The organism is Brevibacillus sp. FW301-21C12A, assembly GCF_058788915.1.
The window spans coordinates 1-15,056 of record NZ_JBYTBG010000032.1; the positions used below are offsets into that span (position 1 = coordinate 1).

General features: G+C 55.1%; 14 protein-coding genes. 2 read left to right on the forward strand and 12 right to left on the reverse strand.

The window, feature by feature from the left end; all coding sequences use genetic code 11:
- Positions 1 to 268: 268 nt before the first annotated feature.
- The 3 genes from AC3WQH_RS18060 to groES form a co-directional block, all read right to left on the reverse strand.
- Positions 269 to 1,051: an HAD family hydrolase gene (locus tag AC3WQH_RS18060; protein ID WP_429775496.1), complete on the reverse strand. Its 783-nt coding sequence runs from the start codon at positions 1,049 to 1,051 to the stop codon at positions 269 to 271.
- 237 nt (positions 1,052 to 1,288) lie between these two features.
- Positions 1,289 to 2,920, reverse strand: a complete 1,632-nt coding sequence (gene groL, locus AC3WQH_RS18065; RefSeq protein ID WP_005830243.1) for a chaperonin GroEL — start codon at positions 2,918 to 2,920, stop codon at positions 1,289 to 1,291.
- Between the two features lie 56 nt (positions 2,921 to 2,976).
- Positions 2,977 to 3,261, reverse strand: a complete 285-nt coding sequence (gene groES / locus AC3WQH_RS18070) for a co-chaperone GroES (RefSeq protein WP_005830242.1) — start codon at positions 3,259 to 3,261, stop codon at positions 2,977 to 2,979.
- A gap of 264 nt (positions 3,262 to 3,525) precedes the next feature.
- Between groES and AC3WQH_RS18075 the strand changes: the two genes are divergently transcribed.
- On the forward strand, positions 3,526 to 4,863 hold the full coding sequence (locus tag AC3WQH_RS18075; RefSeq protein ID WP_327953427.1) for a CAP domain-containing protein: 1,338 nt from the start codon (positions 3,526 to 3,528) through the stop codon (positions 4,861 to 4,863).
- A 7-nt stretch (positions 4,864 to 4,870) separates the two neighbouring features.
- On the opposite strand, the gene AC3WQH_RS18080 is transcribed toward AC3WQH_RS18075, so the two are convergent.
- The 6 genes from AC3WQH_RS18080 to AC3WQH_RS18105 all read right to left on the reverse strand — a co-directional run bounded on the left by AC3WQH_RS18080 (position 4,871) and on the right by AC3WQH_RS18105 (position 8,837).
- Positions 4,871 to 5,281 (reverse strand): hypothetical protein, encoded by a 411-nt coding sequence (locus tag AC3WQH_RS18080; protein ID WP_007776978.1) that lies wholly within the window; start codon positions 5,279 to 5,281, stop codon positions 4,871 to 4,873.
- Positions 5,282 to 5,452: 171 nt separating this feature from the next.
- Complete coding sequence (tatC, locus tag AC3WQH_RS18085) at positions 5,453 to 6,229, reverse strand: twin-arginine translocase subunit TatC (protein ID WP_005830239.1); 777 nt, start codon at positions 6,227 to 6,229, stop codon at positions 5,453 to 5,455.
- Between the two features lie 18 nt (positions 6,230 to 6,247).
- The gene (tatA, locus tag AC3WQH_RS18090) at positions 6,248 to 6,607 is read right to left on the reverse strand and encodes a twin-arginine translocase TatA/TatE family subunit (protein ID WP_005830238.1); all 360 of its coding nucleotides are present in this window, start codon (positions 6,605 to 6,607) and stop codon (positions 6,248 to 6,250) included.
- 41 nt (positions 6,608 to 6,648) lie between these two features.
- Positions 6,649 to 7,650, reverse strand: coding sequence for a molybdopterin-binding protein (locus AC3WQH_RS18095; protein ID WP_025845678.1), 1,002 nt, complete (start codon positions 7,648 to 7,650; stop codon positions 6,649 to 6,651).
- A complete protein-coding gene (locus AC3WQH_RS18100; protein ID WP_005830235.1) occupies positions 7,644 to 8,159 on the reverse strand; it encodes a MogA/MoaB family molybdenum cofactor biosynthesis protein in 516 nt (171 codons plus the stop codon). The genes AC3WQH_RS18095 and AC3WQH_RS18100 overlap by 7 nt, the downstream gene beginning before the upstream one ends.
- A 99-nt stretch (positions 8,160 to 8,258) precedes the next feature.
- Positions 8,259 to 8,837 (reverse strand): 5-formyltetrahydrofolate cyclo-ligase, encoded by a 579-nt coding sequence (locus AC3WQH_RS18105; RefSeq protein ID WP_005830233.1) that lies wholly within the window; start codon positions 8,835 to 8,837, stop codon positions 8,259 to 8,261.
- A 106-nt stretch (positions 8,838 to 8,943) separates the two neighbouring features.
- On the opposite strand from AC3WQH_RS18105, the gene AC3WQH_RS18110 reads away from it, so the two are divergent.
- The gene (locus AC3WQH_RS18110; protein ID WP_122953169.1) at positions 8,944 to 10,878 is read left to right on the forward strand and encodes an ABC-F family ATP-binding cassette domain-containing protein; all 1,935 of its coding nucleotides are present in this window, start codon (positions 8,944 to 8,946) and stop codon (positions 10,876 to 10,878) included.
- A gap of 56 nt (positions 10,879 to 10,934) precedes the next feature.
- Here AC3WQH_RS18110 and AC3WQH_RS18115 read toward each other — a convergent pair whose 3' ends face one another.
- From AC3WQH_RS18115 to rimI, 3 genes are all read right to left on the reverse strand, one after another.
- Entirely contained in the window at positions 10,935 to 13,172 is a 2,238-nt protein-coding gene (locus AC3WQH_RS18115; RefSeq protein ID WP_327991557.1) for a hypothetical protein, read from the reverse strand.
- Between the two features lie 339 nt (positions 13,173 to 13,511).
- On the reverse strand, positions 13,512 to 14,600 hold the full coding sequence (gene tsaD / locus AC3WQH_RS18120; protein ID WP_122953167.1) for a tRNA (adenosine(37)-N6)-threonylcarbamoyltransferase complex transferase subunit TsaD: 1,089 nt from the start codon (positions 14,598 to 14,600) through the stop codon (positions 13,512 to 13,514).
- On the reverse strand, positions 14,600 to 15,055 hold the full coding sequence (gene rimI / locus AC3WQH_RS18125) for a ribosomal protein S18-alanine N-acetyltransferase (RefSeq protein ID WP_005830227.1): 456 nt from the start codon (positions 15,053 to 15,055) through the stop codon (positions 14,600 to 14,602). The genes tsaD and rimI overlap by 1 nt, the downstream gene beginning before the upstream one ends.
- Position 15,056: the final 1 nt, after the last annotated feature.

Here is a 15,056-nt window from a genome sequence, read left to right on the forward strand (position 1 = left end):
TTGTTACTGGTTCAAAGCTGGCAAATCATTTCATGATAGACTCATCAACGCTTTCGCTGTTCAGTTTTCAAGGAGCATTTCACTTTCTTTTTTCATCAGCACCTCGTGGCGCCGACCTTTTAAACTATATCATACCTTCTTTTTAAAATCAAGGGTTATTTTTAGAAGTTCTTAGCTTTTTTCATTCTGTTTAAAAACCCTTTCAAAAGCGACAAGAGTTATCTTAACAAGTCCAGAGCAAAAACGCAAGTACAAACATACTGGAATTTTACTCCATATTCTCAATGCCCAAAACCATGGGCAGTTCCGTCAAAGAATGGATGATCGCTCTCGGCACAAACTGCTCTGGCAGCTCTTGTAACCCGTTGTTTTGGCACTCCCTCCGCCATTTCTCCGTGCACAGCTCGCGCACTCTCTGGTCACGCACTCTCATATAAGGAGAGATTCCTTTTGCTGCCTCTGGCATTTTTCTTTCTATAAGCACAGATACGATCTTCATTTGATTAGCCGGATGCACGTCGTGATCCAACCGATCTCCTACGTGAGCCAGCACCTCGCCTGGCAGATGCTGAAAAATCGCCGGATCGGGCTTGCCTGTGCCAGCGCGCTCCGGGGTAATGATCGCCTCAAACAGCTCGAGTATGCCCAGCACCTCCATCACAGGAGCCTGATACTTGTAAAAGCCGTTGGTGACCACTGCAAGCGCGAAGCCTTCGCCTCTGATCTTTCTCAAAGTCTCCGGTATTCCCTGCTCCAGCAAATGCACCTTGGGCGGCACACAATGCTTCCGCACCAGCGCTTCGATATCGACGCCCGGCTGCACACCGAGAGCGGCGCATCGGACAGACAGCATATCATCCCAGTCGTAGGCTGCCACCCATTGGCGCAGGGCCATTCGCTTTTCATGCTCCGCGATCAGTTCAGCAACGATGTCATGCTCACGCCCGAGCTTTCTGGAAACTGTACTCGCCACCTCTGGAAATACCCAGGCACCGAAAGGATTTTGCATCAGCGTTCCATCCAAATCCAAAGTAATCCAGCGCTTGTTCATCGCTCTCCCCCTCTCCCGTAAACGGCCAGGACGCGTTCATCCGTAGACAAAAGCTGCTACCATAACTGTCCAGCAGCAAAAGCCCCCCACTCCTCATCGTATTCACCAGTCGCCAAAAAGCGCCCACAGCAGAAACTCCGGCCTCCCCCCGCTCTTTTGGCGCAAGCAGGTTTCCGCACATAAAAAAGAGACAGACTAATGTCTGCCTCTTTTTGCAGAAAACGGCGAACCGCTTTCTTACATCATGCCCATGCCGCCCATGCCACCCATGTCTGGCATGCCCATAGGCGATTTGTTTTCTTCTGGTTTGTCAGCAATTACTGCTTCTGTAGTCAGGAACATAGCTGCTACAGATGCAGCGTTGGACAGTGCGGAGCGAGTTACTTTCGCTGCGTCAACGATACCAGCTTCGAGCATGTTTACATACTCTTCGGTAGCTGCGTTGAAACCAATGCCCACTGCTTCTTTTTTCAGGCGCTCTACGATTACAGAACCTTCCAGTCCTGCGTTCGCAGCGATTTGACGAACTGGCTCTTCCAGGGAACGGAGTACGATTTGTACACCTACAGCCTCTTCGCCTTCTACTTTGATTGCTTCTACCGCTTTGATCGCGTTAATCAGAGTAGTACCACCGCCAGGTACGATACCTTCTTCTACTGCAGCGCGAGTAGAGTTCAGAGCGTCCTCGATGCGGAGTTTTTTCTCTTTCAGTTCGGTTTCAGTAGCTGCACCGACTTTGATAACTGCTACGCCGCCAGCCAGTTTAGCCAGACGCTCTTGCAGTTTTTCGCGATCGAAGTCGGAAGTAGTGTCTTCGATTTGTTGACGGATTTGGGATACGCGGCTTTCGATAGCTGCTTTGTCGCCAGCACCTTCAACGATGGTTGTGTTTTCTTTGGTAACCACGATTTTGCCAGCGCGGCCCAGTTGCTCCAGCTTAGTGGATTTCAGGTCCAGACCCAGCTCTTCTGTGATTACTTCGCCGCCAGTCAGAGCAGCGATGTCTTGCAGCATAGCTTTGCGGCGATCGCCGAAGCCAGGAGCTTTCACCGCTACGGCTGTGAAGGTACCACGCAGTTTGTTCACTACGAGAGTAGCCAGCGCTTCGCCTTCCACGTCTTCTGCGATAATCAGGAGCGGTTTGCCGCTTTGTACCACTTGCTCCAGTACAGGCAGAACTTCCTGGATGTTGGAGATTTTTTTGTCAGTAATCAGGATGTAAGGGTTGTTCAGAACCGCTTCCATCTTGTCAGTGTCAGTAATCATGTAAGGGGAAGCGTAGCCGCGGTCAAATTGCATACCTTCTACTACTTCCAGCTCAGTTACGAAGCCTTTGGACTCTTCAACGGTGATGACGCCGTCTTTGCCCACTTTTTCCATAGCTTCTGCGATCAGGTTACCCACTTCTTGATCGTCAGCGGAGATCGCAGCAACTTGTGCGATGGAGGACTTGTTCTCAACTGGCTTCGCGATGGATTTGATTTCTTCTACAGCAGCACGAACAGCTTTTTCCATACCGCGACGGATTACCATCGGGTTAGCGCCGGCTGTTACGTTTTTCAGACCTTCGCGGATCATAGCTGCAGCCAGAACGGTTGCAGTAGTAGTACCGTCACCTGCGATGTCGTTCGTTTTGGTAGCAACTTCTTTAACCAGTTGCGCACCCATGTTTTCGTAAGCGTCTTCCAGCTCGATTTCTTTCGCGATGGTTACGCCGTCGTTTGTAATCAGCGGAGAACCGAATTTTTTCTCCAGAACCACGTTGCGTCCTTTTGGTCCGAGAGTTACTTTCACTGCGTTTGCCAAAGTTTCCACACCGCGGAGCATGGAGCGGCGAGCGTCTTCAGAGAATTTGACTTGTTTTGCCATCTAAAACTCAACCTCCTGTTATGTGTATTGTCGTTCGACTTCCTATGTCAAGAGCCTTAACCGATGATCGCGAGGATATCGGATTCGCGCAGCACGAGGTATTCTTTATTGTCTACCTTTACTTCAGTACCAGCGTATTTGGAGAAGATTACTTTATCGCCTTCTTTTACTTCCAAAGCGATGCGCTCGCCGTTGTCGGCAACACGGCCAGAACCAACTGCGATTACTCGGCCTTCTTGCGGTTTTTCCTTTGCAGTATCAGGCAAAACGATACCGCTTGCAGTCGTTTCGTCTTTGGAGATAGCTTCGATTACCACACGGTCACCCAATGGCTTAAGCACTAAAAACACCCTCCTCAAAAAATGTAGGTAAACAAATTTTTCTGTTGTTAGCACTCACTTGTTATGAGTGCTAACACCCAATTCCTATAATAATGAATCGCTATGTACTTTGCAAGTAGTTTCCCTCATTTTTTCTCAACCGCTAGTCTCCATTTGCAGTTTCTCTAGCAAATGATTTTTCTAGCAAAACGGTTCTAGCAAACAGACCGGCTCATATAAATCAAACAAACGATCAGACAAGCCTGCCAAGGAGGGATATGTTCCATGCATAAATGGCTCTGGATCGGCCTGATTGCCCTCGGTGTGCTGGGAATCAGCCGTTTGTTCTCATCGGACACCACTTCCTTTATACGGGTAAACATCTACCCTTCCGCCATCTTTTGGGACGGACGCCAAATCGCCACTGGCGGAAAGCAAGGGTATTACGTAGAAAGAGGCCAGGAGGTGCCCGCTTCCCTGGAGTATCGGGGAACGCTCTACGTCCCGCTTTCCATGATCGGACGGCACCTGAACAAACCAGTTGGCTGGGACAAAGCCTCTCATTTTGCCTGGGTCGGTCAGCCGCCGACGATCCCGACGGAGCTGCCTGCCGACAACAGCACTTCTCCGGCTGCTCCCAAACCGGACGAGGCTATACCCGCAAGCGCGCCGGCGCCAACTGCTCCGGCAAAAGCTACAGCCACAGACGCCTCTTCGCAGCAAGAGTCCGCTACGCTGTTCGGGCTGACTATCGGGACGCCTGCCGAGGAAGTCCGCAAGCTGCTGGGCGAGCCGGCGCGCAAAGACCCGAGCAGCCTTGGCTACGAATGGTGGGTGTACAACCGCGATCCGGCCCGCTACGTCCAGGTGGGCATCGCCAACGGCAAAGTAGTGGACCTGTACTCTCTCGCTCCGACCGCAATGCTGGGCAACATCGGGGTGGGCAGCAGCCTGCAAGCGCTGGAGCGGCAATACAGCCCGCAAAATACGCTCACCTTTTCCTATATGGGAGCCACCATCCAGATTACCAACCAGAAGCAGCAGCGTCCGCTCGTCATGAAGAACGGCATCCCGCACATTTTTTACCTGGACAAGCAAAATGGCAGCAAAGTGACCGGACTGCGCCTGATCGACACGCAAATGCTATTGCGCGGCGGGTTTTACGAAACGAAATGGTCGTACCAGGGGCAAGCCCCGGATTTCGATCCTCCGGCCTTGAGCGTGGGCGAACGGGAACAGGTCAACCTGGCCAATGAGCGGCAAACGCTCGATCTCGTCAATGTCTCCCGCTACCGCTACAAGCTGCCTCCCCTGCAATGGAACGAGGAAGCTGCAAAAGTAGCCAGAGCCCACAGCCTGGACATGGAAACGAACGATTACTTCGATCATGTTTCCGCGACGACCGGAAGCAGCCCGTTTGAACGTCTGAAGCAGGCCAAAATCGCCTACAGCATGGCGGGAGAAAACATCGCAGCAGGCTATCCCGACGCAATCGAAGCGCATGAAAGCTGGATGAACAGCCCCGGCCACAGGAAAAACATCCTGGAAAAAGACTTCACCCAGCTTGGCGTCGGCGTCATTACCGACTATTTCACCCAAACCTTCCTCACGCCGAGCAAGTAAGCCGCTGTCAGCGCAAACGGACGCTCGCCCTGAGCTGATCCACCGCTCCGGAAAACTCGACTACGACTGTCTCGTATTCTTTGGTGTGCAAAATCAGCCACGGGCGCCTGCCTTCTTTTTTCGGCATGATGACGAACATCTCCGCGATCTCCGTGTCGATGCCAGACGGGGCATGCTGCAACCTCTGCGGCGGTGCCAGCGGGATTTTGACGATCATCACGTGGTCGAGCGACGGATTCAGCTCCAACACGCGCCCGCTTACGGTGCGTAACAGTTGCTGCGCCTCTTTTTGAAACACGTCCGAATTGGCAAACGTCGCGACAACCTGCTGCTTGTCCGAATCGAACAGCTCTACCTGCTCTCCGCCATTGGCGGAGCCAGCCGAAAAAAACAAGGTCAAGCATAAAATTAGCCACATGTTGCCCTAACACCTCCCCTTCCTAACTTTTCTAGTATCTCCTACCTGTTTGCGGTCATTCGCATCGTGGCTGCTGCAGAGCGGTGACAGCCTTGCCCAGCCGATTTTTTTCATCAAAAAAGACCCGCTGCTATCCGTCCCGATAGCAAGGGGTCTTCTCTGTGATCGTCCTTATCGTACCAGTTCGTCCGTTTCAAAGCCGCCAAATTCTTTTTCCCACTCCGCTTCTTCGCGCAGTTGCTTGCGGTAGACGATGCGCGACAGCCAAATGCTCAGCTCATAGAGCAGCAAAAGCGGGATCGTCACCATAATGTCGCTGACGATCTCGGGAGGCGTCAACGTAATGCCGACTACAGCCAGCCCAAAATAGGCGAACCGTCTCACCTTTGCCAGCCGCATCGGATTGAGGATGCGCAGACGGGTCAGAAACATCACGATAATCGGCAATTGAAACAGGATGCCAAAAGGGATGACCATGTTGAACAGGAAGCCGAAGTACTCAGCGATTCCGTAGTTCGGATCAGCCCCGATGGTCGCGGTCATGCCGGTCATAAACTGCATAATCATCGGAAAAACGACGTAATACCCAAACAAAATGCCCGTGATGAAAAGCAAACAAGCCGCCGGAATAAAGTAAAGCGAACCGCGCCGCTCATGCTCCTGCAAGCCTGGCGAGACGAAGCGCCAGAGATGATAGAGCGCAACGGGCAGCGCTACTACCGCGCCAATCAAAAAGGCAAACTGCATGTAGACGCGAAGAGCATCGGATGGATGCAAGGAAATAATCGGCACGCCATCGGCGATCGGCTCTTGCTTCAAATACTCAATCAACGGACCGGCAAAGAAAAAGCCGGCTATCAGTGCGACAACGAAAACAGCCAGCACCCATATGATGCGCTTGCGCAGCTCCGTTAGGTGTTCAACCACTGTCATTTCCTGATCTTTCATGGCAACCACCTTACCTGATTAGGCCTTCTGCTGCTCTTTTTCCATCTGAAGGCGTTCCTTTTCCAGCTTTTCGCGAATTTCTTTTTCCAGACGCTCGCGCTCCAGGCGTTCACGCACTTCCCGCTCGATTTTTTCGCGGTCAAAGGCGTCCTTCTCCGTGACGACAGCCGTTTTGGCTGGTGCTTCTTTTGCAGCCAGCTCCTTCTTTTTCGCTTCTTCGTCATCGTCGTCGTCGCTCGTCAGGCTGCGCGTTGCGTTTTTAAACTCTTTCAACGTATGGCCTACTGCTCGTCCCAGTTCCGGAAGCTTTTTCGGCCCAAAGAGCACCAGCGCCAACACCAGAATCAAAATTAATCCAGGAATCCCAATCGTACTCATGCTTTTCACTCCTTTTTCCTGTTATTTGACAGTCTAACCAGCTAGCACTTCCGTAAACCGCCATAACCGAGTCTCGTCATGTCGGAAGCGACTATTCGTTCTCCTGCAAGAATGCGCGGCAAAAATACATCGAATGAGGTAAACGGCTCATGCATCACGGCTCCGGGCAGACCGAGGATCGGGACGTCCCCTTTATAGGCGACCATCAGCATGGAGCCTGGCAGCATCGGCGTGCCGTAACGGACCACTTCCGCTCCCACTCCGGCAATCGCTCCCGGCGTCCTGTCATCCGGGTCGACGGACATGCCGCCTGTGACGAGCACCAGATCAACGCCTTCGTCGAGGAACGTAAGAATTTGTTTTTCAATCGCTTCTTTATCGTCCGGAGCAAAACGTTGATCGACTACGGTAGAGCCGAGCGCTTCCACCTTGTTGCGGATCACAGCGCCGAACTTGTCTTCGATCCGGCCGGAAAACACTTCGCTTCCGGTCGTCACAAGGCCGACCTGCTTCTCCTGGAACAGCTTCACCTCGATGATCGGGCCGTCAAACTGCTTAGCTAGCTTCTCCAGCTCCACAATGCGCTCTTCTTCGATAATCAACGGAATGATTCGGGTGGCAGCCAGCGTGTGGCCGGGGTGCACGATCTGATCGCCGTACATCGTGGAGAAGGCAATGCCCTCCAATGCATTAATGGCGTGTACCGCTTCCTCGTTGACTTTGGCAAGACCCGTCCGCGAAGCTTTCATCGAGACTTTGCCCTCGTACGGAGGCGTGAGCGTCAAACCTTGACCGGATACGGCCTTGGCGATCCGGATGCCCGCCTCTTCCTCGTGAATGAAGCCTTCTGGCATCTCCAGCACGTAAATGTGTTCCTTGCCAATGGACAAAAGCGGCTCGATATCCGCCTCCGTGATAACATGTCCTTTTTTAAACAGGCGGCCTTTAAACTCACCAGGCAAAATTTGCGTCATGTCGTGCGGCAGCATCATGCCGATCGCTTCTCGCACCGGAACTTCCCGCATTTTCGGTTTTTCTACCAACCCAATCCTCCCCAATCTTCATTGGCTTCGCCTGTCCCTTGCAAAATGTGCAAAGCATCCGCGAGCATGTCGCCGATGGCGTTGAAACAGATTTCTACCCCTTTTGAATTTCCGGGAAGGTTAATGATGAGCGAGTTGCCGCGTGTACCCGCTACCGCGCGTGTCAGCATCGCCCGTCGGGACTGCTGCAAGCCGGCGCGGCGCATTTCTTCCGCAAGTCCTGGCACTGGTCTGTCAATCACCCAGGCGGTCACTTCCGGCGTCACATCGCGCGGGCTCAGTCCAGTTCCCCCGGTCACGATCAGCAGGTCGCATTTTTCGCGGTCCACCAGCTCAATCATGTTTTCCTGCAGCTCTTCCATATCATCAGTAACGGCACGGTAGACAGCTACATCTACGTCCAGCCAATCCCTTGTCAGATTGCGGATGATGGGAATCCGATCATCAGCCCGGTCCCCTCTGGCAATCGAATCACTCGCCGAGATAACGCCTACCTTCCATTTACCCACAGTTCATTCCTCCGTTTTCTCATTCGTTAGTATTGTACACTTTTTTGTCCATAGTGTAGAGGGCACAACAAGAAAAAGGAACCTCCTGACACAAAACCTTCACGATTGGAAAAAGCCGTTTTCCGTCACCATTCCATCCAGACGAATATCGTGAGGCTCAAGTGGGACATGCTCGACTACCTGCATGGAAAAGCCGACGCCGAGCAAAAAAGGCGGTTTGTCCAGCCCGGCAAGGAACCGATCGTAAAAACCTCCGCCGTAGCCCATTCTGCCGCCCTGCCTGTCAAACGCCACACCGGGCACGACTACGGCGTCCAGGCGGGCAAGCTCTGCTTCCTCTGCCTTTGCCGGGTCCGGCTCCATGATCCCGTACACGCCCTGCTTGAGCATTTCCGGTCCTGTATAGCGGTAAGGAATCAGGCGGCGCTGCTCGACAAGGGCGAGTGGCAGCCATATTTCCTGCCCTCTTTTCATCGCCTCCTGAATGAACGGCAAAATGTCTGCCTCGTCTCCAAAAGGATGAAAGGCCATGATTGCCCCCGCTGCCGCGAGCCGCTCATTTTCCAGCAGATGGCGGCATATCCGGGCAGCGTATTGCTGGCGCTCGTTTGGCGGCATGGCTTTGCGCCTCTCCAAAATATGGCTTCGCAACTGTTTTTTATTCGTTTTTTGGTCCATGGCAACCTCTTCCCTCTCCTTGCCGCACAAGGACCGCCCCCTGAAGGCTTGTCCCGTGCGCCGTCTCTAGGCTACACTTGCATTACTATATAAAGAGGTGAATCAGATGATTTTGCTGCAGGCTGAACATATAGAAAAAACATATGGCATCGAAACCATTCTACAAGACATCTCTCTGCAAATACAAACAGGAGAGCGGGTCGGGCTTGTCGGCGTGAACGGCGCGGGCAAATCGACGCTGATGAAAATACTCGCGGGCGAGCTGAGCTACGACAGCGGGCTGGTCCGCATCCCGAAAGATGTGACGGTCGGCTACTTGGCCCAAAACGGCGGGCTTGAATCCGAGCGATGTATTTGGGATGAGCTGTTGAGCGTCTTCGACCATTTGCGGGCAGAGGAACAAGAACTGCGGGAGCTGGAGGCCAAAATGGGCGACCCGGCCGTGCTTGCGGACGAAAAGCGCTATCAGCAAATTTTGGAAAACTATTCGCTCCGCTCGGAAGCGTTCAAGGAAAAAGGCGGCTACAGCTACGAAGGCGCCATTCGCGGAGTCCTGCACGGCTTGCGCTTTGCGGACATGGACTACCAGACCCCGATCAAGACGTTGAGCGGCGGACAGAAAACAAGGCTGGCACTAGCCAAGCTGCTGCTGCAATCCCCTACGATTCTTTTGCTGGACGAGCCGACCAACTACCTGGATATCGAGACACTCACCTGGTTGGAGACGTATTTGCAAAACTATCCGGGCGCGATTCTCGTCGTCTCCCACGACCGCTACTTCCTCGACAAGCTGGTGACGGTCGTCTATGAAATCGAGCGGACTCGCGCTACCCGGTACGTGGGCAACTACAGCCGCTTCCTCGATGAAAAGGCAGCTCGTCTCGAGCAGGAGCTGAAGCGCTTCGAGAAGCAGCAGGAGGAAATCGCCAAGCTGGAAGACTTCATCGCCCGCAACATCGCTCGCGCCACCACGACCAAACGGGCGCAGAGCAGGCGTAAGACGCTGGAAAAAATGGAGCGCATGGACAAACCGATCATGCACAACAAGTCCGTGAATTTTTCCTTCGACGTAGCCAAAATGAGCGGAACGATCGTCATGAAGGCGAACAACCTGTCTGTCGGCTACCCGGATGCCGTCCTCTCCCGCGGCCTGACGTTTGAAATCGAACGCGAGGAACGTGTCGCACTGGTCGGGCCAAACGGGATCGGCAAGTCGACTTTGCTGAAAACGATTGTCGGGCAACTGAAGGCGCTCGCGGGCGACGTGCATTTCGGCAGCAATGTGACGATCGGCTACTACGACCAGGAGCATCGCAATCTGAATGAGCGCAACACGGTGCTCGGCGAAATATGGGACGAGTATCCGCACATGCTGGAAAAAGACGTGCGGACGCTGCTCGGCAACTTCCTGTTCAGCGGCGACGATGTGCAAAAGAAAATCAGCGATCTGTCCGGCGGGGAGCGCGCGCGTGTCTCGCTGGCGAAGCTGATGTTGAAGCAGGCCAACTTCCTGATTTTTGACGAGCCGACGAACCACCTGGACATTTTCAGCAAAGAAGTGCTGGAAAACGCGCTCTACGACTATCCGGGCACGATCCTGTTCGTCTCCCACGACCGCTACTTCCTGAACAAGATAGCCAGCCGCGTGCTGGAGCTGACGGGCGATGGCGTGACGAGCTACTTGGGCAACTACGATTACTACGTGGAGAAAAAGCAGGAGCTGGCAGAGCTTGCCGCCGAGCAAGCGGCGCAGCCTGTGAAAAAGCAGGGGTCTACTGCCGCAGCCCAGCCGGAAAAATCGTCCTACGAGCTGGACAAGGAAGCAAAAAGGCGCGAGCGTCAACGCCAGCGCCGTTTGGAAGAAATCGAGACGACGATTCAAAAGCGGGAAGCCGACATCGTCAAATGGGAGGAAGAGCTGTGCCTCCCGGAAATCTACAGCGATCACGTGCAAGCCAAAGAGCGCAACGACCTGATCCAAGCCGCCAAGCAGGAGCTGGAGCAGTTGTACGACGAATGGAGCACGCTGTCGGAGGAATAGCGACTGTCTGACCGCATGAACGTATGCAGGCGGTGTCGTCGCGCTTCACTTGCGACTCACGTCGAGCAGCGCTCCTGTGTCGGCTCCTCCAGCGCCGCGTACAGAGCGGGCACGACGAGAAACGAAATGCAGGTCGCAGCGGTCACGATTCCCGAGTCGTTGAGCGCAAGTCCCGCCAGCGCTCCAGCAATGACGCCCGCGAAGCCTTTTACCAAATACGGCGTATCCTGTGCCAGATGACGGAGAAAGCGGTCGTTTTTCAAGGCGAGCAGCCCGAGTACGATGAGCGAAACGGCAAACACCTTGCTCCAGATCGAGACGCGAATCAAACGCAAGTTCATCGCCAGCTTCCGCTCGACCATCTGCCCGATCTCCGCCCACTCGCCTGCCATTATTTGCTGGGCTACTCTACCGACGTGAGTGGGAGGCTGATCGGAAACGAGGCTCGCCGCCATCAACCCTATAACGCCAAGCATGAGGCCGCCTGCCAGAAGCAGGAGGCCTTTTTTGCCTATGCGCCAGCCGTGCAGCCGGGAAAAGGCGACAAAAAAGCCGACCAGCCCGGCGAGAAAGCCGCCTGCGTCCGTGCCCAAATCCGGCGCGACCATGTAGTACAGAACAATGCCGCACATAGCGGCCGAGGCAGCAGGCAGCAGCAGGCTCGCCCCGAAAAGCGCCCGGCTCCGCTCCCGGTAAAGCTGGTACAAGGAAGCGACCAGCATGATCGTTCCTCCGATCATGACGCCTTCGTATTCATTGCCCAAGCCGTAAAAACGCGCCCCGATCACCGGGTCGTAGCCGAGAAACGACTGCCGCATCAGCGTTGCCCCCGACCAGCCGTCGAGCAGCAAGGCGGCAACGGTTACGGCGCTTGCGGTCAGCGTGACGCGGGCAAGGGAGTGGTTTTCCTGCCAAAAGGCCGCTGCCAGCGCGGCCATAATCAACGCCCCGAGAACGACTGAACCGTGAACCTGCCAATCGAGCAAACTCTCGGCCAACAGCAAAAAGGGAAACCAGAGCAGCGCGAGCAGCGCCAGACGGACACCTCTGCGTATGCGGGACAAGCCTGCGCCTTCTCTTCTCCTGCCCCACAGCCACAGCAATGCCGCGAACGCCAACGTCACAATTTGCAGCATGACGTACGTATAGAGGACAGAAGAGCGCGTGGCGTACGTATGATGAATGTTCTCCACCTGATGGCTCAACAGCGGCAGCGTCCCCCTCTCCGTGCTGTGCATGACATGACCCGCCAAGCCTTTCGGAACAGGCACGTCCAGCCAGGACAACACCGTCGGCAATACGTCAAGTCCGCTTACCAGGCCGGCCTGCCGCGTAGTCGCTGAGGTCAGCAGCCCCGCTCCTTCTCCTGACCAGCTCAAAAGCGGCGACAGCAGCGCCTTTTCTTTTACGGCTACCGGGTTGACTGCTGGCGACACGAGCAGCACCAGTTGGTTTTCCCCGCGCGCGGAGAGCAGCTCGTCGAGAAACTGCGACAGATCGTGCAAAACCCGTTGATACTGTCTGGCAAACTGCCCCGGCTCCATGTCCGGGCCAAGCTGGTACAGGCGGGACAAGTCGGAAAGCTGTACCGCAATCAGGCCGGATGTGCGGTCTGCCTGAATCCGCTCGCGCAAGTAGCTGTAATTCGTTTTCACCCCGAACGGATAGCCCTGCGCGAACAACGTGCTTTTGCCGGACACATCCCCTGCCGGAACTCTTCCCTCCTGGTCCATGGCAAACAGGACAGCGTGCCGCTGCCTGGCTTCCTCGACATCGCCGTTGCCGTAGGAAGCTACCCGAATCTTGTGCGCGGCAAGCGTCGTGCCCAACAGCCCAAGCCGGGAGGAATACGGTTTGTCCCGGTTATCCTCGTGCAGCCGGAAAATACCGGGAAAAACGATGGCAGAACGCGCCAGGTCCTGCGCTTGGTAACCGCCCAGCTCCTGCATCCGCTCTCCTGCCGTCTCTTTGGGGGAGAGCGCTTCTTGCGGGTGATAGGCCGTACCGCTGCGCTCGGTATAGAGAGCCTGGGCGCCGCTGCCCATCAGCAAGTAACCGTTGGCCGCTGTCCGTGGCCCCGGCGTGCGCATGGATAAGGCACCTGCTGCCGCCTCGCCGATCCATTTATCCACAGGCGGCAGGCGTTTCAGCTTTTCCAGATCGGAAAAAGACAGCCCGTCTACAAACAGCACGACGACCTGGCGCTTTTCGTTGGCAGCAAGCGAATTTCCGCAATTTGTATGAGCAAACAAAATCAGGATGACCAAGAAAAGCCACACGAATTTTGTCTTCACGGCGTACCTCCTGTTGATAACCAGAGTCTTTTATCCACATATTCCACAAAATAATCCACAGGCTATACGTGAATTTCCCGGCCATTTTTCGCGTTATCACCAGTATTCACAGGCGACTGTGAGAACAACCCGGAAAGTTATCCTGATCTTGTGGATAATGCTGAAAACGCTTGGGCAACAGCAGGAACGAGGGCGGAATCAAAGGCGGCGCACAGCTCTCCTGGCGGGGAGAGACTGGCAGCAAGTTCTTTTCCCACGGTCGGGCTTTCCAGACGACAAGACTCGCGGAACGCAAAAAAGCCCATCCCCGCAAGGAATGGACTTTGCTGTTCGATCCAGCTACTGCTCGTTTTCGTTCAGCGACAACCCAGGCACGCCGTTCAAATCGAGCGCGGCGAACTGCCCTTTTTCATACTTGATATAGCCTGCTGCCGCGATCATGGCGGCGTTGTCCGTGCAAAGCGACAGCGGCGGGATGACGAGCGGGATTCCTTCCGCCTCGCAGCGTGCCTGCAGCCGTTCCCGCAGACCGCGATTCGCTGCTACGCCGCCTGCCAGCAGCACTTGCTTCGCCTGGCAGGCACGCACTGCGCGGATCGTTTTTTCCACCAGCACCTCTGTTACGGAGTCCTGGAAGCTCGCGGCCAAGTTCGCCGGCTCAATCGTCTCTCCCCGCTGCGCGGCGTTGTGCAGTGTGTTGAGTACCGCCGACTTCAAGCCGCTGAAGCTGAAATCGTACGAGTCTGGCTCCAGCCAGGAGCGCGGCAGCGGCACATTCGCTACCCCTTCGTGCGCGAGGCGGTCGATGTGCGGCCCGCCGGGATACGGCAGATTCAGCGCGCGCGCTACCTTGTCGTAGGCTTCGCCAGCGGCGTCGTCCCGCGTTTCTCCCAAAATCTCGAACTGGCCGTGCTCCTTCATCCAGACGAGCTCGGTATGGCCTCCGGAGACGACCAGGGCGATGAGCGGAAATTCCATCTCTTGCACCAGCCGGTTCGCGTAAATATGGCCTGCGATGTGATGAACGCCGATGAGCGGGATTCCGCGCGCCAGTGAAATGGCTTTCGCCGCCGCTACGCCAACCAGGAGCGCACCTACGAGGCCAGGGCCGTATGTCACCGCGATGGCGGAAATGTCCTCCAGCTTTTTGTCTGCTTCTGCCAAAGCCTGCTCGATCGTCAGCGTGATGTTTTCCACGTGCCTGCGGGAAGCGACCTCCGGCACGACACCGCCGAAGCGCTTGTGAATATCGGCTTGAGAAGCAATGACATTGGACAGCACCTCCCGGCCATCGCGGACCACAGATGCCGAAGTCTCGTCGCAACTGGTTTCAATCCCTAAAATGTACACGGGCGCGCCAGACTTTTTCTGCGCCTCGTAAGCTTCTTGTATGCGCATCTCGTAGCGCGACGTCTTGGTCTTGTTCATTACAAAGTCACCCACATAATGATTGCGTCCTCATTGTTATCCGAATAGTATCCTTTGCGCACGCCATGCTCCCGGAAGCCGAGCTTGGTGTACATGTTGCGCGCTACGGTGTTGGAGGGCCGAACTTCCAGCGTCATGCTTTTCGCTCCAAACATTCTCGCGACTCCCATCATCTTAATCATGAGCCCCAGGCCGATTTTTTTCCCGCGAAACAGCGGATGTACGGCCACGTTGGTAATATGGGCCTCATCAACCACGATCCACATGCCACAGTATGCGACGATCCGATTTTGGTGGACGACGACGACATAGCGGGCGTTCGGGTTTTTCGTCAGCTCGTTGACGAACGCTTCATGCGGCCAGGGGGTGGAAAACGACAACCGTTCCAGCTCGGCCACAGCCCCGACGTCCTGCATCGTCATGAAACGATATTCCAGGTCAATTGGTTGGCTCATG

What these genes read in the sequence shown, in the direction of transcription:
- AC3WQH_RS18105 (WP_005830233.1), bottom strand. Translation starts at nt 8,837, where the DNA reads ATGGACCAAAAAACGAATAAAAAACAGTTGCGAAGCCATATTTTGGAG.
- tsaD (WP_122953167.1), bottom strand. Translation starts at nt 14,600, where the DNA reads ATGAACAAGACCAAGACGTCGCGCTACGAGATGCGCATACAAGAAGCT.
- tatA (WP_005830238.1), bottom strand. Translation starts at nt 6,607, where the DNA reads ATGAGTACGATTGGGATTCCTGGATTAATTTTGATTCTGGTGTTGGCG.
- tatC (WP_005830239.1), bottom strand. Translation starts at nt 6,229, where the DNA reads ATGAAAGATCAGGAAATGACAGTGGTTGAACACCTAACGGAGCTGCGC.
- rimI (WP_005830227.1), bottom strand. Translation starts at nt 15,055, where the DNA reads ATGAGCCAACCAATTGACCTGGAATATCGTTTCATGACGATGCAGGAC.
- AC3WQH_RS18075 (WP_327953427.1), top strand. Translation starts at nt 3,526, where the DNA reads ATGCATAAATGGCTCTGGATCGGCCTGATTGCCCTCGGTGTGCTGGGA.
- AC3WQH_RS18110 (WP_122953169.1), top strand. Translation starts at nt 8,944, where the DNA reads ATGATTTTGCTGCAGGCTGAACATATAGAAAAAACATATGGCATCGAA.
- groL (WP_005830243.1), bottom strand. Translation starts at nt 2,920, where the DNA reads ATGGCAAAACAAGTCAAATTCTCTGAAGACGCTCGCCGCTCCATGCTC.
- AC3WQH_RS18080 (WP_007776978.1), bottom strand. Translation starts at nt 5,281, where the DNA reads ATGTGGCTAATTTTATGCTTGACCTTGTTTTTTTCGGCTGGCTCCGCC.
- AC3WQH_RS18060 (WP_429775496.1), bottom strand. Translation starts at nt 1,051, where the DNA reads ATGAACAAGCGCTGGATTACTTTGGATTTGGATGGAACGCTGATGCAA.